Annotated in this window: 14 protein-coding genes and 1 pseudogene; 7 read left to right on the forward strand and 8 right to left on the reverse strand. The window is 67.3% G+C overall.

What is annotated here, in order from left to right; translation table 11 throughout:
• Positions 1–2 precede the first annotated feature (2 nt).
• The 4 genes from QF050_RS17685 (at position 3) to QF050_RS17700 (ending at position 3,430) form a co-directional block, all read left to right on the forward strand.
• Positions 3–1,166: a uroporphyrinogen-III synthase gene (locus QF050_RS17685; RefSeq protein WP_308931585.1), complete on the forward strand. Its 1,164-nt coding sequence runs from the start codon at positions 3–5 to the stop codon at positions 1,164–1,166.
• A gap of 202 nt (positions 1,167–1,368) precedes the next feature.
• Positions 1,369–2,262 (forward strand): FAD-dependent oxidoreductase, encoded by an 894-nt coding sequence (locus tag QF050_RS17690; protein ID WP_308931586.1) that lies wholly within the window; start codon positions 1,369–1,371, stop codon positions 2,260–2,262.
• A 131-nt stretch (positions 2,263–2,393) separates the two neighbouring features.
• A complete protein-coding gene (gene deoC, locus QF050_RS17695) occupies positions 2,394–3,113 on the forward strand; it encodes a deoxyribose-phosphate aldolase (protein ID WP_308931587.1) in 720 nt (239 codons plus the stop codon).
• 53 nt (positions 3,114–3,166) lie between these two features.
• Positions 3,167–3,430 (forward strand): hypothetical protein, encoded by a 264-nt coding sequence (locus QF050_RS17700; RefSeq protein ID WP_308931588.1) that lies wholly within the window; start codon positions 3,167–3,169, stop codon positions 3,428–3,430.
• A gap of 77 nt (positions 3,431–3,507) precedes the next feature.
• On the opposite strand, the gene QF050_RS17705 is transcribed toward QF050_RS17700, so the two are convergent.
• Both QF050_RS17705 and mfd read right to left on the reverse strand, forming a co-directional pair.
• Positions 3,508–4,320 (reverse strand): metal-dependent hydrolase, encoded by an 813-nt coding sequence (locus QF050_RS17705; RefSeq protein ID WP_308931589.1) that lies wholly within the window; start codon positions 4,318–4,320, stop codon positions 3,508–3,510.
• A gap of 5 nt (positions 4,321–4,325) precedes the next feature.
• Positions 4,326–8,021, reverse strand: a complete 3,696-nt coding sequence (gene mfd, locus QF050_RS17710; protein ID WP_308931590.1) for a transcription-repair coupling factor — start codon at positions 8,019–8,021, stop codon at positions 4,326–4,328.
• A 239-nt stretch (positions 8,022–8,260) separates the two neighbouring features.
• Between mfd and QF050_RS17715 the strand changes: the two are divergent.
• The 3 genes and pseudogenes from QF050_RS17715 to QF050_RS17725 all read left to right on the forward strand — a co-directional run.
• A pseudogene (locus QF050_RS17715) lies at positions 8,261–9,742 on the forward strand (SDR family oxidoreductase); the annotation flags it as partial.
• Positions 9,743–9,786: 44 nt separating this feature from the next.
• Positions 9,787–10,284 (forward strand): DUF2505 domain-containing protein, encoded by a 498-nt coding sequence (locus QF050_RS17720; RefSeq protein ID WP_308931591.1) that lies wholly within the window; start codon positions 9,787–9,789, stop codon positions 10,282–10,284.
• 4 nt (positions 10,285–10,288) lie between these two features.
• A complete protein-coding gene (locus tag QF050_RS17725; RefSeq protein ID WP_308931592.1) occupies positions 10,289–10,510 on the forward strand; it encodes an SCO4848 family membrane protein in 222 nt (73 codons plus the stop codon).
• A gap of 90 nt (positions 10,511–10,600) precedes the next feature.
• Here the strand turns inward: QF050_RS17725 and sufU are convergent, their stop codons facing one another.
• The 6 genes from sufU to QF050_RS17755 all read right to left on the reverse strand — a co-directional run bounded on the left by sufU (position 10,601) and on the right by QF050_RS17755 (position 19,651).
• Positions 10,601–11,050 (reverse strand): Fe-S cluster assembly sulfur transfer protein SufU, encoded by a 450-nt coding sequence (gene sufU, locus QF050_RS17730; RefSeq protein ID WP_308931593.1) that lies wholly within the window; start codon positions 11,048–11,050, stop codon positions 10,601–10,603.
• 23 nt (positions 11,051–11,073) lie between these two features.
• Positions 11,074–12,399, reverse strand: a complete 1,326-nt coding sequence (locus QF050_RS17735; protein ID WP_308931594.1) for a SufS family cysteine desulfurase — start codon at positions 12,397–12,399, stop codon at positions 11,074–11,076.
• 442 nt (positions 12,400–12,841) lie between these two features.
• Positions 12,842–15,433, reverse strand: a complete 2,592-nt coding sequence (locus QF050_RS17740; protein ID WP_308931595.1) for a LuxR C-terminal-related transcriptional regulator — start codon at positions 15,431–15,433, stop codon at positions 12,842–12,844.
• A gap of 52 nt (positions 15,434–15,485) precedes the next feature.
• Positions 15,486–18,221, reverse strand: coding sequence for a LuxR C-terminal-related transcriptional regulator (locus QF050_RS17745; protein WP_308931596.1), 2,736 nt, complete (start codon positions 18,219–18,221; stop codon positions 15,486–15,488).
• Between the two features lie 109 nt (positions 18,222–18,330).
• Positions 18,331–18,936, reverse strand: a complete 606-nt coding sequence (pth, locus tag QF050_RS17750; RefSeq protein WP_308931597.1) for an aminoacyl-tRNA hydrolase — start codon at positions 18,934–18,936, stop codon at positions 18,331–18,333.
• A 103-nt stretch (positions 18,937–19,039) separates the two neighbouring features.
• The gene (locus tag QF050_RS17755) at positions 19,040–19,651 is read right to left on the reverse strand and encodes a 50S ribosomal protein L25/general stress protein Ctc (protein ID WP_308931598.1); all 612 of its coding nucleotides are present in this window, start codon (positions 19,649–19,651) and stop codon (positions 19,040–19,042) included.
• Between the last annotated feature and the right edge of the window lie 173 nt (positions 19,652–19,824).

The raw sequence follows: 19,824 nt of genomic DNA on the forward strand, positions 1-19,824 counted from the left end.
CCATGACCGCACTTGCACCGGCCGAACAGACGCAGCCCGAACCCACGCAGGCTGAAGAAGCAACGGATGCCGCGGAATCGCCGCTGGAGGGGTTCCGCATCGGCGTCACCTCGGACCGGCGCTCCCGCGACCTCATCGAGGCGCTGGAACGGCGCGGCGCGGAAGTGCTGCATGCCCCTGCACTGAAGATCGCCCCCGTCCAGGAGGACATGCGCCTCATCGAGGACACCCGGGCCATCATCGCGGCGAAGCCGGACCTGTGCATTGCCACCACGGCCTACGGCATGCGCCGTTGGTGCGAGGCCGCAGACTCCTTCGGCATTGGCGATGAACTGCTGGAAACGCTGGGAAGCTGCCGGATGTTCGTCCGGGGACCCAAAGCCCGCGGTGCCGTGCGCGCGGCCGGCCTTGCCGACGTCGGGATCAGCAGTGACGAGACCACCGCCACCTTGGTGGACATGCTGCTCACCGAAGGCGTGAAGGGCAAGACCGTGGCCATGCAGCTGCACGGCTACACCGATGTCCGCCAGATCGAACGGTTGCGGATGTCCGGTGCCACCGTCCTGACCGTCACGCCCTACCGCTGGGTGAAGCCTGACGGCGAAGACAAGCTTCCGCGGCTGATCGAGGCCGCCTGCAACGGGAACCTGGACGTCCTCACCTTCACCAGTGCCCCCGCGGTGGACGCCATGTGGAGCACGGCCCATGAGATGGGGCTGTACAAGCAGTTGGTGGAGAGCCTGAAGCTGAATGTCACCACCGCCGTGGTGGGTCCCGTGACAGCACAGCCTCTCCTCGACGCGGGCGTGACGCCGCTCATCCCGGAACGTTTCCGCATGGGGGCCCTCATCCGGCTGGTGTGCGAGCACCTGGCACTGAACCACGTCCGGCGGCTGGATACCCGCTCCGGAAACATCGAGCTTCGCGGCCGCAGCCTGCGGATCGACGGCCAGGCAGTGGAACTGGCACCCGCTCCCTTGCTGCTCCTGCGCGCCCTGCTGGGTGCCGGCGGCGCTGTCCTGTCCCGTGAATCCCTCTCCGACCTGCTGGAACTTCGGGGTTCCGTGCACGCGCTGGACATGACGGTCAGCCGGCTGCGGTCCTCGCTGCCGGACGGCAAGCTCATTGAAACCGTGGTCAAGCGCGGCTACCGGATCCGCCTCTAGCGTCCGGAAAAGAGCCGATTGTGTCGGCCCGCTCCCGGATGAGAGGTGCGTCACGGGTTGTGTTACCGGCCGGTAAATACTGGCGAACAGGACCCCTGGAAACAGCAATGGACGGGTAACACAACCGAAAAAGCAAGCCCCTACGCTGGGTTCCATCACGAAGTTCCGGCCGGTTACCGGCCACCAGCGAAAGGGCCAGCACATGTCCGCTCCGGCACCCTCACCGTCCACCTCCGACGCAACCCGCATCGTCATCGCCGGCGCCGGACCGGCCGCCCAAGCCCTGGTGGCACAGTTGGACCGCGCCCGTTTCACCGGCAACATCACCGTGCTGAGCAACCGTGACGACACCCCCGCCGAACTGCTGGAGCTGGCCATGCTGCCCCAGGTTTCCGTGCGGTTCGGCCAGCCAGCAAGCCATGTCGACGCCGCCAACCGAACGGTGGCCACCGCCGACGGCATGGAATTCGCGTACGACCACCTGGTCATTGCCACCGGTTCCGCCCCCGTCGCCAACCCCGTGGACGGCGCCGCCCAGTGCCTGAGCTACTCCACCATCGATGACGCCCCGCGCATCGCCGAGGGAGTGCAGGAAATCACCCGGGAGCTGGGGCGACGGCCCGTCGGCATCCTCGTCGGTACGGGCGCGGCTGCCGGACAGGCTGAAGCAGTACTCCGGGCCAAGGGCGTGCGGCCCATCCGCACCACGGCCCGGCCCGCCGCCGTCGTACCTTCCGTTGCCCCGGGCGGATCCCCCTCCGGCCTGGCCACGTCCGCCGTCGTCTTCGAGGACGGCAGCAGCATGACCGGAGACCTGGTGGTCCTGGCCGAGGAGCGGGTGTCCCGGGACAGCCTCGCCGCCACTGCGGGTGTGCGAACGGCCGCCGGCGGCGGCATCGTGATCAGCCGTGACTTCCGCACCTCGGTCCCCGGCATTTGGGCCATCGGTGACGCCGCGGCGTTCGACGGCGTGCGGCTGGGCCTGCTGGTCGCGGCGGCGTCCGCTGCGGGTGCCTGCGCCAGCCAGTTGCTGACCGCTGTTGCCACAGCGGCTCCGTCCGCCGCTCCCGCGCCTGCACTCCAGGTGGCCGCCTGACCGGGCCGGCCCGGCTCTCCCGCGGCGTCCCCTTCCGGGTATCCGGTGCGGCCCCGGTCCGCTGTGACAAGATGGTTTCCGAAAAGAGTCACTGACGCGCCGGGCCCACGAAGCCCCTCGAGAGGACCATCATGAGCAATGAAGCCACTGTTCAGCCAGGCACCGCCGCACCCGCCGGTGACGGGAACATCGCCTCCTACATCGACCACACGCTGCTCAAGCCCGAAGCCTCGGAAGTCGAGGTCCTGAGAGTCTGTGCCGAGGCCGCTGAGTACGGGTTCAAGTCGGTCTGCGTCAACCCTGTCTGGGTCAAGACCGTCACCACCGCGCTGAAGGGTTCGGGGGTCCTCACCTGCTCCGTGGTGGGCTTTCCGCTGGGGGCGACCCCCACGGACGTGAAGTCGTTCGAGGCCCGCGGCGCGGTGCTGGACGGCGCGGACGAGGTGGACATGGTGATCAACATCGCCGCTGCCAGGGCAGGCGACAAGGGCGCCCTGACGGATGACATCGCTGCCGTGGCCGAGACCGTGCATGCCGGCGGTGCCATCCTGAAGGTGATCATCGAAACGGCCCTCCTGACCGACGCACAGAAGGTCCTTGCGTGCCAGGCGGCAGTGGAGGCCGGCGCCGATTTCGTGAAGACCTCCACGGGCTTCAACGGTGGCGGCGCCACCGTTGACGACGTGGCCCTGATGCGCAAGGCCGTGGGCCCGAACATGGGGGTCAAGGCCTCCGGCGGCGTACGGTCCCTGGCCGATGCTCAGGCTATGATTGCAGCAGGTGCAACACGAATCGGCGCCAGCTCCGGGATTGCCATCGTCAAGCGTGAACAGGGTTCAGCCGCTTACTGACCGGAACCGGACGGCCGCCACAGACCAAGCCCCACGGGGCGGAGGAGGAACACATGTCCAGCAAGATCAACGCGTCCAGCCGGGACACGACGTCGAACCAGGACACGGTCCGCACACCGCAGAACGAGAACAACGTGGCCACCAGCGCCGTCCTTTTCGTGATCAGCTTCGCTCTTTTCCTTGGCGCCCTCTACTCCCTGTCATTCCTCACCCTGAGCAACGCCTGGCCGATGGCCGTGTGCCTTGTCCTGTTCGCGCTGGCGTTCTGGATCCCGCAGACCGTCCTCGGACGCTCCGACTCAGCAGGCGAGCACTGACCCACAGCAGGCAGCGTCAAAGGACCCCGGACAATGTCCGGGGTCCTTTGCTGTGTTGGTGGAAGCCTGCCCCGCCGCTAGAACCAGAGCCTGATCCAGGCACCTGCGGTCGCGGTCACAGTGCCCCAGTGGTCCCGGGCGATGGCCCAGCCGGCCATGGACATGCCCACCATGGCGTACGCGCTGACCGGGATCAGCACCAGCCACTCCCGCTTGGATCCGGCCCGTCCCAGCAGGGGTACGGAGAGGGCGCCATTGGGCCGCCAAACGTTCCGCAGCAGGGGAAGCCTCCGCAGCAGCCGGGGTGGCCTGATGACCAGCGGCCACAGCAACGGCACTCCCCCGGTGGTGACCAGGTCGCCAACAATATGCACCACCACGCCGATGAGCATCGACGTCGGCAGCCAGGTCCATTGTTCCGGCGCGTAGAACGTGACCAGGCCGGCCATCGCCAGGGCGAAGATCCAGTTCGAGATGAAGCCGCTCTTGGGAAAGAGCTTCAGTGCCTTCGCCGCGATGTTGATCAGGAACATGCACAACAGCCCTGCACCCACGGACAGGTGCCCCCACGGGGTCTCCAGATGCACCTGCGATGCCAGGCCGGCCAGGAACACGAACACTGCGGCGCCCAGGATGGAATGCGTGCCCTGCCGGTGGCCGCCGCTGGCGTTCTCGATGCCCCGCGCGATCACATTGGACAGTGGCGGGAGCGAGTGGGCCACCGTGCTTGACCGGTGGTCCCAGTCGCACACCAGGGCCGTGCCCGCCGTGGCCATGCCTCCGATGAGGATGCCGGTGGGATCCAGCGGATACCAGCCCAGCGTGTACGGCCCGGTGGACGCAACAGCTACCCACGCCGCGGCTCCCGACGCGGCGTGGTGTCCTCCCATCACCTCTAACCGACAGTCAGGGGAGCATCTGAGAAGATGTTCCGGATCACGCCGTTGGCCCATTCGAGGATCTCCGCGTCCTGCAGGTCCCGGCCGCCGATCCGTGCGGTTTTCGGCTTGGGTATGAGGACGGCGTCCAGTGCGGGCTTGGATTGCGAGCCCGGGTACATGCGGTTCAGGCGCATCACCTTCGACTCAGGCAGGGTGGCCGGGGAGAACTTGATGAAGTTGCCCTGCAGCGCGACGTCTGTCAGGCCGGCCTCGCGTGCGCCCACCCGGAACCGGGCCACGGCCACCAGGTTCTGCGCGGGCAGGGGCAGCTCGCCGTAGCGGTCCACGAGCTCGGCCGTGACCTCGTCGATGGCCTCGTTGGTGACCGCGGCCGCGAGCTTCCGGTAGGCCTCCAGGCGCAGCCGCTCGCCGGGGACGTAGTCGTGCGGCAGGTGTGCGTTGACGGGCAGCTCGATCTTCATCTCCGCGGCCTTCTCTTCGGCTTCGCCGCGGAAGTCCGCCACGGCCTCGCCCACCAGCCGGATGTACAGGTCGAACCCAACCCCCTGGATGTGCCCGGACTGTTCACCGCCCAGCAGGTTGCCGGCACCGCGGATCTCCAGGTCCTTCATGGCCAGCTGCATGCCGGCGCCCAGTTCGTTGTGCGCGGCCACGGCCTTGAGCCGCTCCAGCGCCACCTCGCCAAGCGGCTTCTCCGAGGGGTACAGGAAGTACGCGTACGCACGCTCCCGGCCACGGCCCACCCGGCCGCGGAGCTGGTGCAGCTGGGACAGGCCGTACTTGTCCGCCCCGTCCACGATCAGGGTGTTGGCGTTGGAGATATCCAGCCCCGTTTCGATGATGGTGGTGCAGACCAGGACGTCGAACCGCTTCTCCCAGAAGTCCACGATGATCTGCTCCAGCCGGCTCTCCGACATCTTGCCGTGCGCCACCTCCACACGCGCCTCAGGCACCAGTTCGCGGATCTTCGCGGCGGTTCGCTCGATCGTCGAGACCCGGTTGTGCACGAAGAACACCTGTCCCTCGCGCATCAGTTCGCGGCGGATCGCCGCAGAGGTCTGCTTGTCCGTGTATGGGCCCACGTAGGTCAGTACCGGATGCCTTTCCTCCGGCGGGGTGGCCAGGGTGGAGGTCTCCCGGATGCCGGTCAGGGACATCTCCAGGGTGCGCGGGATCGGCGTCGCGCTCATCGCCAGGACGTCCACGTTAGTGCGCATCTTCTTCAGCGCTTCCTTGTGTTCGACGCCGAACCGCTGCTCCTCGTCCACGATCACCAGGCCGAGGTCCTTGAACTCAAAGTCCTTGGAGAGCAGCCGGTGGGTACCGATCACGACGTCCACCGAGCCGCTCTTGACGCCCTCCACGGTCTCCTTGGTTTCCTTCGTCCCCTGGAACCGGGACAGCGCCTTGACCCGCAGCGGGAAGCCGGAGAAGCGCTCGGTGAAGGTCTCGTAGTGCTGCTGGGCGAGCAGGGTGGTGGGCACCAGCACGGCCACCTGCTTGCCGTCCTGCACGGCTTTGAATGCGGCCCTGACGGCGATTTCGGTCTTGCCGTAGCCCACGTCGCCTGACACCAGCCGGTCCATGGGGATTTCCCGCTCCATGTCGGCCTTGACCTCGTTGATGGTGGTCAGCTGGTCCGGCGTCTCCACATAAGGGAAGGCTTCTTCGAGTTCGCGCTGCCAGGGGGTATCCGGGGCAAACGCGTGCCCGCGGGACGCCATCCGGGCCGAGTACAGCCGGATCAGCTCACCGGCGATTTCCTTGACGGCTTTGCGCGCCTTGGACTTGGTGCTGGCCCAGTCCGCGCCGCCCATCTTGCTCAGGACAGGGGTGTCCCCGCCCACGTAACGGGTCACCTGGTCCAGCTGGTCCGTGGGGACGAACAGCCGGTCGCCGGGCGCGCCGCGTTTCGAGGGCGCGTATTCCAGGACCAGGTATTCGCGGACGCCGTCGCCGCCACCAGCCACCTTGCGCTGGATCAGTTCCACGAACCGGCCGATGCCGTGCTGTTCGTGCACCACGTGGTCACCCGCCACCAACTGCAGCGGGTCCACGGCGTTGCGCCGCTTGGAGGGCATGCGCCGCATGTCCTTGGTGGACCCGGCGGAAGTCCGGCCCAGGAGGTCGGCCTCAGTCAGCAGGCCCACTTTGAGCCCGTCAAGGACAAAGCCGCGGCCGACGGCGGCAGTGGTCACTTCGATGATGCCCGCCTGGGGCTCGTGGTCCAGGCTGTCCACCCGGGCGCACGGGATGTCCGCGTCATGGAAGAGTTCGGCCAGGCGCTGGGCCGGCCCGGGACCTTCGGTAGCCACCACGATGCGCCACTGGTCGCGGACGTGCGAACCGATGAACTCCATCATTTCCGCCACATCGCCCTGGTAGCCGCGGGGTTCGCGGGCATGCAGGTTCAATACGTCGATCTCGGGGAGCAGTTCTGAATCCTGCGCCAGTGAGGTGATGGACCACCAGGAGACCCCGTGCGCCAAGGCGGACCCGCGGGTTTCGGCCAGGGAGCGGAAGCTCGCCGAATGGAGGGCCGCGCTGGCCTGGGAGCTGAGGTCCAAGGGTGCGCTCCCGCCGTCGGACGCCGTGGACCAGGCCGCCTCAAGGAACTCCTCGTTGGTGGCGGCGAGGTCGTGGGCGCGGGTGCGCACCTTCTCGGGTTCGATGACGACGGCGACGGAATCCGCGGGCAGCTGGTCCACGAACGGCACCATGGCATCCACCAGTACCGGGGCCAGGGATTCCATGCCCTCCACGGCGATGCCGCCGGCTATCTTTTCCAGCATGTCCGCCGCGGCCGGCAGCTGGGCCTTCAACGTGGCGGCGCGGGACATCACGGACGGCGTGATGAGGATTTCGCGGCACGGCGGGGCGTGCAGTTCCGTGGGGTGGTGGATGCCGGGCGCGGACAGCGACCGCTGGTCGGCTACGGCGAACCAGCGCATCTGGTCCACTTCGTCCCCGAAGAACTCCACCCGGACGGGGTGGTCCTCGGTGGGCGGAAAGACGTCGATGATGCCGCCGCGGACGGCGAATTCGCCGCGGTGCGTGACCATGTCCACCCGGGCGTAGGCAGCATCCGCGAGGCTCTTCACCACGTCGGAAAACGGCACCTCCTGGCCCACTCTCAATGTGACCGGAACCAGGTCACCCAGGCCGGCCACCACCGGCTGGACCACGGCGCGAACGGGCGCGACGACGACGCGCAGCCGCGCCGTCGTCGAACTTTCCGGGTGGGCCAGGCGGCGCAGGACGGACAGCCGCCTGCCCACGGTGTCCGAACGCGGCGAAAGCCGCTCGTGCGGAAGGGTTTCCCAGCTGGGGAACTCGGCCACGGTATCCGCCGGCAGGTAGGCCCGCAGTGCCGCGGAGAGGTCTTCGGCTTCCCTGCCGGTGGCGGTCACGGCCAGCACAACCCCCGGTTCGCCACCGACCGCGGACGCTGCCAGGCCGTCTGCCATCTCCGCGAGCAGTACGGGGCGCAGGCCGGCGGGCGCGCTGATCTGGTAGTCCTGGCCGCGGCCCTCGAAGCCCCTGGCGGCCTCGGCCCGGACACGGCCGAATGTCTGGTCCGGTTCCAAAGCCCGGCGCAGGCCATCCAGCGTGGGAACCGCGCCGGACGTGCCGTAACGGGTTTTGCCGGCGCTGGACGTGCCGGCGGCGGACTGGCCGGGAAGACTCATGGCAGAAGCTCCTGTGGTGTTCATCAAAAAATCGCAGGCAACGCGAAAACCCGAAATTCGCTGCGAATCCCGGGGACTTCCAGCCTACCCCGCGGGACCGACATGGCAGCGCGGAGGCTGCAGGCCTAGGCTGGCAGTGCCATCGCATTCGGCGTCGGAGCAGCCGTCCGGACAGGCCGCCGCTCCGAACCGCAAGGGACGAACAGGAGCCAGCATGAGCGAAAACGACTGCCCGACCAACACCAAAGACCGTCCTTGTCACCGGGGCCACCGGCTACATCGGCGGCCGGCTGGTGCCAAGGCTCCTTGAAGCAGGCCACGCGGTAAAGGTCCTGGTCCGCTCCCCCGACAAGATCTCCGGCGTCCCCTGGCGCACCAAAGTGGACGTGGTGGAAAGCAGCCTTGACGACGGCGACGCACTCCGCGAAGCCCTTGCCGGCGTCGACGTCTTTTATTACCTGGTGCACTCCATGGCCGCCGGCGCCGGGTTCGAGGCGAAGGAAAGAGCGATGGCCGCGACGGCGGCGGATGCTGCCGCGACGGCCGGCGTCAGCCGGATCGTCTACCTGGGCGGGCTGCACCCGAAGGGCGTGGAGCTCTCCACCCACATGCGCTCGCGCGAGGCCGTGGGCAAGGTCTTCCTGGACAGCCCGGTGGATTCGATCGTGTACCAGGCGGGTGTGGTGATCGGTTCCGGCTCCGCCTCCTTCGAGATGATCCGCCACCTGTCCGAGACCCTGCCCCTCATGCCGGCACCAAGCTGGGTGCGCAACCGGATCGAAGCCATCGCCGTCCGCGACGTGCTCTATTACCTGGTGGCTGCGGCATCCCTGGCGGGCCCCATCAACCGCACCTTCGACATCGGGTGCCGGCAGGTCCTGACCTACGCCAGGATGATGCAGGAATACGCTGCCGAAGCCGGCCTGCCCTACCGGGTGGTGTTGGCGCTGCCCGTGCCGGCGCCCAAACTGGCGGGCATGTGGGTGGCCCTCACCACACCCATTCCGTGGTCCATGGCGGTCCCCCTGGTCCAGTCGCTGCAGCATGACGCGGTATCCAACGAGCACGACATCGACCAGTTCATTCCACAGCCCGACGGCGGCCTCACCCCATACCGCACCGCGGTGGCCCTGGCGCTGGGCAAGGAACGGGACGGCCAGGTGGAGACCACCTGGGCGAATGCGGGCGCGGATTCCGACCCGTTGCCCAGCGACCCGGAATGGGCCGGGCACAAGGTGTACATCGATGAGCGGACGTTCCACGGAGACGTGGACCCTGCGCACGTATGGACCATTATCGAGGGCATCGGGGGGCGCAACGGCTGGTACTCGCTCCCCCTGGCGTGGCAGGTGCGGGGCTGGCTGGACAAGCTGACCGGCGGCGCAGGCCTGCTGCGTGGCCGCCGGCACCCGCATACCCTGGCCGCCGGCGAAGTGGTGGACTGGTGGCGGGTGGAACGGATCGACCGCGGCCGGCTGCTCCGGCTGCGCGCCGAGATGCGGGCGCCCGGCCGTGCCTGGCTGGAGCTCTCCGTGGAGCCTGACGGCGGGGGCAGCCGCTACCGGCAGCGGGCCATTTTCTTCCCCAAAGGCCTGAGCGGCCGACTCTACTGGCTGGGCGTGCTCCCCTTCCACAGCCTGATCTTCCCGGCCATGGCCCGGAACATTACCGCAGCCGCCCAAAAACTGGCCGATGCGGAGCGCGCACAGGTGACCCCGTAGGATGTTGGAGGCGTAAATCCTTTCCCGACGTCCCAGGAGGACCCATGGCGCTGAGCGCAACCACCACCCTTCCGCACTCCGTTGACAGCGTTGCCGCTGTGCTGGTGAACGAGGATTTCCAGCGCCACGTCAGCCAGCTGGTGGGCGGCGAACTGGAGTCCTTCAACATCGACGGCGACACCGCCGGCGCGTTCAGCGCCACGTCGGTGCGGACCCTCCCCACCACCCGGCTGCCCGAAATCGCCCGCAAGTTCGTGGGTGAGCACCTCAAGGTGACGCAGGTGGAAAACTGGGATGCCCCCGCCGCCGACGGATCCCGCCAGAGCACCATCTCGCTGAAGATCGCCGGCGCCCCGGTGGATGTCTCGGCCGTGCAGCGGCTGGTGGCCGACGCCGGCGGGACCCGGGTGGAGCTTGAGGGCGCGGTGAAGTCCTCCGTGCCGTTCCTGGGCGGCAAGATTGCCGACGCCGCCGAGCCCATGGTGGCCAAGGCGTTGAACCTGCAGGCCACGCAGGCGCAGGCCTGGCTGGAAAGCCACTAAACACATGGTGCTTCCCGTTTTCGCTGCGCTGGTCCTGATTGTCGCCGGCGTTTGGTCGCTGGTGGTCTGGCCGCAGTTCCTGCGCCGGGTCATGAACGACCCCCGGGCCAGGGACCGTGCAGGCAAGGCCACCAGGTTCCTCACCGTGCATGTGGTGCTGGTCAGCATCTCCATGGTGCTCGGGCTCGCCACCGCAGTCATCGGCGTCCTCGGGCTGCTGGGCTGAGCCGGCCGTTTCCTCGCACGAAAACAGCCCGGATCTTCCTCCTGTTGGAGGCAAGATCCGGGCTGTTTTCCGTTTGGCCTGTTCCCCGGATTATGCCGCCTGGTTGAGGGCATCCTCCGCGGCCACCCAGGAAATCATGGCGCACTTGACCCGGGCCGCGTAGCGGGCCACCCCCTCGAAGGCGGCGGCGTCTCCCAGCAGTTCGGGGTCCGCCTGGACCTTGCCCCGTGAACGGAGCACCTCCCGGAAGCTGTCGATCACCTGGTGGAGTTCGGCAACTGTCATTCCGAGGGCGAGCTCTGAGAGGACCGACGCCGAGGCCATGGAAATGGAGCAGCCGGCTCCGTCCCAGGCCACCTGGGCAACCTTGCCGTCCTGCACCGCCAGCCGGAGCGTGACTTCGTCTCCACATACCGGGTTGAGCTGGTGCGATTGGCCCGTTACTGCGCCGTCCGGGGCGTGGGTGGCTGCCAGGCCGCTGCCGTGGCGTGCCTTGGAATGGTCCAGGATGATCTGCTGGTACAGCTGGTCGAGGCTCATGGTGTCACCCTTCGTGTTTTCCGCTAGGCGCGGAAGTAGGCCCGGACGCCGGCCACGGCTTCAAGGAAGCAGTCCACGTCGTCGGTGGTGTTGTACAGGTAGGCGCTGGCGCGGGTGGTGGCCGTCAGCCCAAGCCGCCGGTGCAGCGGCTGGGCGCAGTGGTGCCCGACGCGGACGGCGATCCCGCGCGAGTCCAGGAACTGCCCGACGTCGTGGGCGTGGACGCCTTCGACGTCGAACGCGGCAAGGCCAATCCGTTCCTTTCCTGCAGCCGGGCCCAGGACCCTGACGCCGGGAATGGATTCCAGGCCCACAACCATGCGCTGGCCGAGTTCGGATTCCCACGTGTGGATCCGGTCCAGCCCGGTTTCCGTGAGGTAGTTGGCTGCTGCAGCCAAAGCCACGGCCTGGGAGATGCGCTGGGTACCTGCCTCGAAGCGTTGGGGTGCGGGAAGGTATTCGGCCCGTTCCATGGTGACGGTGGTGATCATCGAGCCGCCGGTCAGGAACGGCGGCAGGATGTCCAGGAGTTCCTGCCGGCCGTACAGCACGCCGATGCCCGTGGGAGCGAGCATCTTGTGGCCGGAGAGCACCGCGAAGTCCACGTCGAGTTCCTTGACGTTCAAGGGCAGGTGCGGGGCGGACTGGCAGGCGTCCAGGACCACGAGGGCGCCCGCGGCACGTCCCAGGCCCGTCAGTTCCTGCACCGGGTTGATGATGCCCAGGACGTTGGAGGCATGCGTGAAGGCCAGGACTTTGGTCCGCGGCCCGATGACCGTTGCGGCTGCGTCCATGCGCAGGCTGCCGTGGTCATCGATGGGAATGTAACGGAGCGTCGCACCGGTACGGAAGGCAAGCTCCTGCCATGGAATCAGGTTGGCATGGTGTTCCATCTCGGTCACCACGATCTCGTCCCCGGGCACGAGCGCCAGTTCCCGCAGGCCCTGGTCGCCGCGGCCCCGGGCGGCCCAGAGGCCGGCGTTGGACAGCGCGTAGGAGATGAGGTTGAGCCCCTCGGTTGCGTTCGAGGTCCAGATGGTCTCTTCATAGCCGGCACCGATGAAGTCGGCGATGGTTTGCCGGGCATCTTCGAAGGCTTCGGTGGCCTCCACCGCAAGATGGTGCGCCCCGCGATGCACGGCAGCGTTGCGTTGCTCGTAGAACTCCTGCTCGGCCTCGATGACGCTCACCGGGTTTTGCGAAGTGGCGCCGGAGTCCAGGTACACCAGCGGCTGCCCGTTGACCAGCTGGTTCAGCACCGGAAAGTCATTGCGGATGCGCAGCACTTCCGCGTTGTCCATGACCGGCAGGGCGCGTTCCAGTGTGGCTGGCGTTGATACTACGGCCAAAACAAACTCCTTGGGCTGCCAATGTCTGACACCCAATTGTCCCACAACACGGCTGTGGCGGCCGCCCGGAGGGGCAGCCGCCACCGCTGCCCCGGGCTTCAGCCGAGGGAGCAGAGGGCCGGCGACGGCTGGGGGGAGAGTCTCGGTCTCAGAAGACTCTGACGTCGCCGGCCCCGTCTGTGCCCGGTCCGTTGGGGGACCGGAAAGTTGAGGGGCCTCAATGTCCTGATCGGCTGCTCCGCGGCTTCCAGCCTGCCGCTTTGCTTTGCCTCCTTAAGTAAATCCGGTAGTGCCCTCCCGTGCACGAGTAGGGTGTACTCGAATCTGTGGGGGTCCACTACCGGGCCGCGGCACTGTGTGCATTCAGGGGCGCGCACACTGAGCCCGTGGCCTGGTTCCGCGGCGCGTGGCACCCACGGCACACGGCACAGCGCAGCCGCGGCTATTTGGGCAGGGCCGTCTCCAGCTCATCGCGGCTGCGTACGCCGAGCTTGACGTAGGTGCGGTAGAGGTGGCCTTCCACCGTGCGCACCGACACCATCAAGCGCTGGGCGATCTCCCGGTCGGTCAGGCCCTGGACTGCCAATTCAACGATGTCCTGTTCGCGGCGGGTGAGGTGGACCGCGGGTGCGGCGGCGATGAAACGTCCCTCGCGGAAGCGTTCACCGAGTTCGTGATCGCACTTTTCACGCTGGGCCACCGCCTGCCGGGACCGGCGGCGTTCGCCAGCCTGCTCAAGCACCGTACTGGCACGGGCGTATGCCTCCCGGGCCAGGTTGACAAAGGCTGCTTCCTCCAGCGAGGCAGCCGTTGCCATCAGGGCGTCGCCGTCGGCGTTTTCCCACGCCGTAGCCAGGGTCAGCAGAGCCTCCGCCCAGCGGCCTTCCACGCCGCGGGCAACAGTCTGGACCATGGGGATCACGGAGGGGTCCCCCAGGTCCCAGCACATGGCCAGGACTTCGAGGAGGTTTCCGGCCCTGGCGGCTGCCTCCGTCGTGGTCATCAGCGTCTGCAGCGCAGCCAGCCCCTTGCCGTCGCGGGCCATGTATTCCGCCGCCGCCGCCACGTACGCCTCGGCCAGAAGGTCGTGTGCGGGGCCGCCGGCAATGGCATCCCTGTGATCCTGTTCCAGCCGTTTCGCCTGTTCGACATCGCCAAGCCGGGCCGCCACGTAATAGCCCAGCGCCGTCCCAAAGCGGTACAACTGCAACGGATCATTGAGCCTCAGTGCTTCCACGGCGGGCAGCAGGATCTGGTACGCCCGTTCCATCCGCCCCTGCCGAAGCAGGGAGTAGCCGCGGAGCACATTGAGGCTTCCGTCAAAGGTGGCCGCGCCGGCGCCGTGGCCTGCCGCGTAGCTGTTGAGCTCCCGCTCGGCCGATTCCCACTCGCCCATGGCCAGGTAGCCGGACACCAGCCGCCCCAGCACGAACTCGGGGAAGAAGAACAGGCTGCCTTCCAGCGGAGGAAGCTCCGAGGCCGCCAACAGGGCAGCATCCAATCCCTGGACGGGACGCCCGGCAGCGGCCAGGGCATGGGCCAGGAGCGCCTCCGCCAAGGCACGCAGCGGCTCTCCCCCGGAGCCCGCTGCGCCGCGTTTACGGATCCGGTCAACTTCGTCGCCGAGGACCTGGAAGTTGACCTCGGCACCGAGCTGCAGCACCTGCACCAGCTCTGCCTGCCAGCTGCCATCCGGGTCCGATTGCGGGCAGGCCCGTTCCACGTCCTCCGCCACATCAGCCAACAGCCGGCCGTTGGCCTGGTGTGCCGACACCAGGAGTACCAGGGCTGCCGGCCCCTGGGGATCTTCGGCCAGCCGGAGCCAGCAGCCGTCCAGGAGGGTGGCGGCCTCCTGGTAGGAGCCCTCGTTGTACAAAGCCCGGGCCTGGATGGCCTGGGCCAGGGGAACCATGGCGGGGTTGCGGATCCTGGCCGCTATGGACCGCGCACTGTGATTGCGGTACCGGAGCAACGCCACTTTGGCGGCGGCCAGCATCTCGTCGTCGCTGACGCGGAGGCCACACTCCAGCGCCCACTCCACCGACCGGAGCCGGCCTTCCCCCTGGAGCTGGCCGGGATCCTGGTGTGCCTTGACCTTCTCCAACAACTGGAGGCTCCGGGAGACCGAAACCGTGTTCCTGATGGCGCCGGCGAAAAGCGCGTTCCAGATGAACAGCTCCGATGGCACCCCGGGGGTCTCTACGATCATCTGCTGGTCCAGCAGGGACCTGACCACCGCGGCCCCGCTGATGTCTTCGATGACCTTGCGACCCACCGGGCCGGCCAGGGCAATGAGCTTCAGGGCTTCCTGTTCCTCGGGCCCCCGGCGCAGATGGTCCTTGGCAACAACGGCCGCCAGCCGGGGCCCGTCGGCGGGGAGTTCGCCGAGCAGCATCCAGATTCCGTTGCGTTTGGCCAGGACGCCGGTCTCTGCGGAGTCATGCAGCAAGGCGTCAAGGATTCGCGGATTTCCGCCCGATGCGCTCCATATGGCGTCCACCGTCGCGGCGGGAACGGTCCCGTCCAGGACGTGGGCCAGGACTTCCTCTATCTGTTCCCGGTTCAGGGGCCTTAGGTCCACGCGCTCGGCAAGGCCGTCGTACCAGAGCTGCTCGAGCGGCTGCGGGAGGCCCGGCCGGGGGCGGGCCGCCGCCACCACAGTTGCCCAGCCCGCCGAAATCAGCTCAGCCAGGACGCCCGCGGAAGCCTCGTCCAGGTGATGTGCGTCATCCACCGCGAGCAGGACTGCCAGGCCGTTGCCGGTCTTGATTTTTTCGAAGTACGACCACATGGACCGCAGCACGGCGACCGGCGAGACCGACTCCTCAGCCGTGAGTTCCCCGGTATAGGGGGTCAGGACCCCGAACGGCACCCCGGCAAGGGCCGAACTCGCGTGGACCCGCACCACGTTCAGGTGCCCGGCGAGCCGCTCGGTGACGGCATCGGTCACCGCCGACTTTCCGATCCCCGGGCCGGCCATGATGAAGACGGCATGGTGGGTGCCGTTCCCGATCAGGTTGCAGATCCGGTCCACGGGCTCCCGCCGGCCGGTCAGGAGCCGATGGGCAGATGTGGGTTTGTGGCCATTAGACGAGTCCAGTCAGATCACCCCTTGAAGTTACGCCCAGCTTGGTGAACACCTGGTACAGGTGGCCTTCGACGGTGCGGACTGATACACCCATTTCCAGGGCGATGTCACGGTTTGAGGCGCCCCGGCCGGCCATCCGCGCAATCTGCCGTTCACGGCTGGTCAGCAGCGGGCTCCCGCTGCTGGGCACGATGGGCAGATTCGCCACCGTGGCGGCGAGGATGTCCAGCCTTGCCTGCGCGGTCCTTGCCGAAAGGGCGTCCCCGATCTGGCGGGCGAAGTCCACGGCCAGGGCCATGCACCGCGCTTCAACGGCGTCGAGTTCGAGCGTGGCCGCGAGTTCGCCGCCGGCGAGAAGCGCTTTGGCATCCTTTGTCCGGCTGCCCACGGCTATCAGCCGGGAAACCTCGGCCAGCGGACCTTGCCGGTGGCCGGCGATCTCCTCCAGGAGGCGGAAGTCGGCATCGCTGCCATTGACCGTTGCCGCCAGCAGGTAGATCCCGGCAACGGTGTACCGGCCCGCTTCAACGTTCGCACGGGTTGCCTGCTTGAGGCTTGTGACTGCTTCGGAGTCGCCAAGCCAGCGTCCGGCAACCAGTGCACAGAACTCGATGATGCTCTCCACGGCAAATCCTGACCTGCCGGGCATCCTCTGGAGTTTCGTCAGGTATTTGCGTGACAGCGCGGCATTGCCGGTCTGGGCGTAGGCCAATGCCGTGGCCGCGTAGGCGGTGCGCAACGCACCCTGGACCGGTTGCAACTCCAGCTGCGCGGCGGCCGAAATCAGGGGTTCCAAGGCGGCTTCGCCACGGCCGGAAAATGCGAAGGCGATCCCGGCCGCGATCTCTGTGGCCGCGCTGCGATAAGGGAGCCGGAAGGGTTGGCCGGCACTGAAAGGGGCCATGAGGTCGATGCAGCGCCCCCACTGGCCGGCCATCAGCAGCACGAAGTAAGCCTCCCTGGTATACCGCTCACGGAGGCCCACAATATGCGAGGCATCGCTGAGTTGGCCGCCGATCTGGCGCAGGAGTCCCAGGGCGTCCATCTCCCGGCCTGTCATGGCCAGGGAGCTCATCAGGATGATCGCGCACTGGAGCCGGTAGCCGATGTCCGGATTGGCGGCTGGATCAGCAGCGCGCTCAAGTGCGGGAATCATGGCGGTATACCTGCCCACGTGCGCCTGGTACTCGAATTCGCTCAGCGAGATGCGGTTGGCGGCCACCGCGGCGGCCGCAGGCCAGGCGTAGTGGTCCCCCACTTTGTCCAGGCGTTCGCGGGCCGAGGCGAAGAGCTCTTCCACCTTGCCGGCCTGCTCCGGAATGCAGAGCATGACCCTTGCCTTGGCGGCCACCACCTGGGCGTACTCTTCGAGGTCGAGGGCCTCCAGTTCCGGGTGGGTGATGTCCTCAAGGGCTGAAAGGGCCTGGACCCCCATGTCCAGCTGCAGGTACGCGGCAGCCTTTTGCCGCTGGGCGGAGGCCCACTGGGCGTCCGTCCGTTGCAGCATCTCCGCATAGGTCAACGCAAACCGGGGGTCGAAGAGTTGAACCGCGGCCTGGGCGGCCGCAAGCGCCAGCGCCGGGCTGAGTTCCGCCTCGCATTCATGGGTCCAGGCGGCAAAGGACATTAGTTCTTCGACGGTCATGGCGGCGGGGTCAGGCTCTGTGCCGCCCAGCAGCACGCTGCGGAGCTCCCGCCGCCGGGAAATGCTCAGCCAGGTCCTGACGACATCGCCAATGTACTTTTCCCGCAGCGATACCCAGCGGTGCTCGGAGTCGTCGATCTCCAACAGTCCTGCATCCTCCATGTCCGCTACGACGTCGGCGCCATAGATGGCGGTCAGCCTGGACAGTTCCACCCGGCGGGCGCAGGACAACATTTCGATGACCTCGCGGGTTTCCGGTGTTTCCCGTGTCCAGCGGGACCTGACGATGTCATCCAGGCTCGCGGCGCCGTCGAGCACCACTTTGTCCCGGAGCGTCCAGACGGACTCGGACAGCACCAGGTTTCCGGCGAGCTGTTGCTCGGTGACCAGGGCTTTGAGCAGCAGGGGGTTGCCGCCCACCATCTGGTGGTAGGTGGTGACCAAAGACGATGAGACGCGGTGCCCCAGGAGGGACAGCAGGACCTGCCGGGTCTGCAGTTCGTTCAGGTTGCTGAGCCGGACTTCGGTGAGCATGCGGTCCGTGAGGAGCCAGTGGAAATCCGCCGGGAGGTCGCTGGCTTTGGGAGCGACGGCGATGATCCGGGCCGTGCCCGTCAACAAGACGTTCAACAGCACGCCGGCGCTCATGTCGTCAATGGTGCCGGAGGTGTCCAGCGTGATGATGCAGGGCCTGCCCGCGGCGTCGCTTCGGATCAGGGAGGTGATCCCGCGCAGGATGGCGGTAGGTGAACCCATGTAGGCCTGCGGCAACCGGGCAAGCAGGAAGGAAAGGCAACCATACGGGGTGTTGGAGCCGGAGGGTGCGCTTCGGAGCTGGAGCGACCAGACGTCCGGACCCAGGTCTGCCACCGCTGCCCTGGCCAGGGAGGATTTCCCCACTCCGCGGGCGCCCGTGATGACCGCTCCAAAGGAGTGTTCGCTGGTCAGCGCTGTGCGGACGGCGTCAAGGTTGGCACTTCGTGCCGGCACGGACCACTGCTGGCCCTCCGGCACGGCAGAGGATCCTGTGGCCAGCCCATCACCCTGAGGTGTTGACCCACGTCCCCAGCTGAGTGGCTCGATTGACATGAACTTGTCCCCTACATCCTGCAGTAGCGGGATGTAGCCCCATTGCTCCCCCGCATAGGAAGAAGAGTACCCCTTGCCACTGACAACGAAACAGGGCACAAAGGAACTTTTACGATTCGGCTTGGCGTGATCCGGACTTGGCGGGGTGGAACTTCTGCTGTGTGGCGGTGAGTCCTTCCCGGAGCAAGGACTCGACGGCATCCGCCGCGTCATCGAGCAGGAAGGGCAATTCCTTCCGTTCTGCGGTGCCGAAATCGCGCAGGACGTAGTCTGCCGTGTCCATCCGGCCGGGCGGGCGGCCCACTCCGACCCGGACCCGGAGGTAGTCCTTGGTGGCGAGGGCTTTGGAAATATCGCGCAGGCCGTTGTGGCCGCCTTCGCCGCCGCCAAGCTTGAGCTTAACCGTGTTGAAGGGAATGTCGATCTCATCGTGGACGGCCACCACGTGGTCCGGGGCGATGCCGTAGAAGTTGGCCAGGGCAGAGACCGGGCCGCCGGTGACGTTCATGTAGCTCATCGGCTTGGCCAGGATTACCCGGGGGCCGCCGATTCCCAGCCGCCCCTCAAGGACCTGGGCCCGGGCCTTGTGGGTCTTGAAGCCTGCGCCGATCCGGGAGGCGAGCTCGTCAAGGACCATCTGGCCAATGTTGTGCCTGTTGCCTTGGTACTGCGCCCCGGGGTTGCCGAGGCCGACGATCAGCCAGGTATCAGTCATGGATCAATCCTATGGGGGCGGTTGGGGCGGGAACGGCGCTGTGCGGACACGACAGTGGCCGGCCCCGTGCGGGGTCCGGCCACTGTCAGGAAGTGCGCAGTACTTACTCTGCGGCTGCTTCTTCGGCTGCCGCGGGAGCTTCCTCGGCCGCAGCTTCGGTTTCCTCTTCCACTGCGTTTTCGACGGCCTCGGAGATGTTCACGACAAGCGCCTCGGCGTCGGTCAGCAGCACGGTGCCCTTGGGCAGGACCAGGTCGGAGCCGTGGATGTGTTCGCCGGCGGCGCGGCCTTCGATGCTGACGACGACGGACTCGGGCAGGTGGGTGGCCTCGGCTTCGAGGGACACAACCGTCAGTTCCAGGTTGTGGACGGTGCCCGGAGCGGTCTCGCCCTCAACGTGCACGGGAACGTCAACGGTGACCTTCTCGCCCTTGCGGACGGTCAGGAGGTCGATGTGCTCGATGATCTGCTTTACGGGGTCGCGCTGGATGTCCTTCACCAGGGCCAGGTGGCCTTCACCGTTGATGTCCAGGGACAACAGGGCGTTGGCGGTGCGGACGGCCAGGGTGGTGGCCTTGGCCGGAAGGGTGACGTGGATGGGCTCTGCGCCGTGGCCGTAGATGACGGCAGGGATCAGGTTGGCCATCCGTGCGCGGCGGGCGTAGCCCTTGCCGAATTCGGTGCGCAGTTCTGCTGCGAGCTTCTGCTCAGACATGGAAATCTCCTTGAAGACGAAACGGTGTTCAGCAAGGGCGGAGGTCTGGTGTGACCTTCAACGCCGGGCGGCCGGTGAGCGGCCCTTCAAGAAGGCAGTCCCTCTCAGCAAGGGACAAGCAGACCCAGTCGATAACGGAGACATTGCTCTCCCTCGCCAAGGTATCGGGGTCA

Origin of the sequence: Arthrobacter sp. SLBN-112 (genome assembly GCF_030944625.1) — a bacterium.
Taxonomy (GTDB): domain Bacteria; phylum Actinomycetota; class Actinomycetes; order Actinomycetales; family Micrococcaceae; genus Arthrobacter.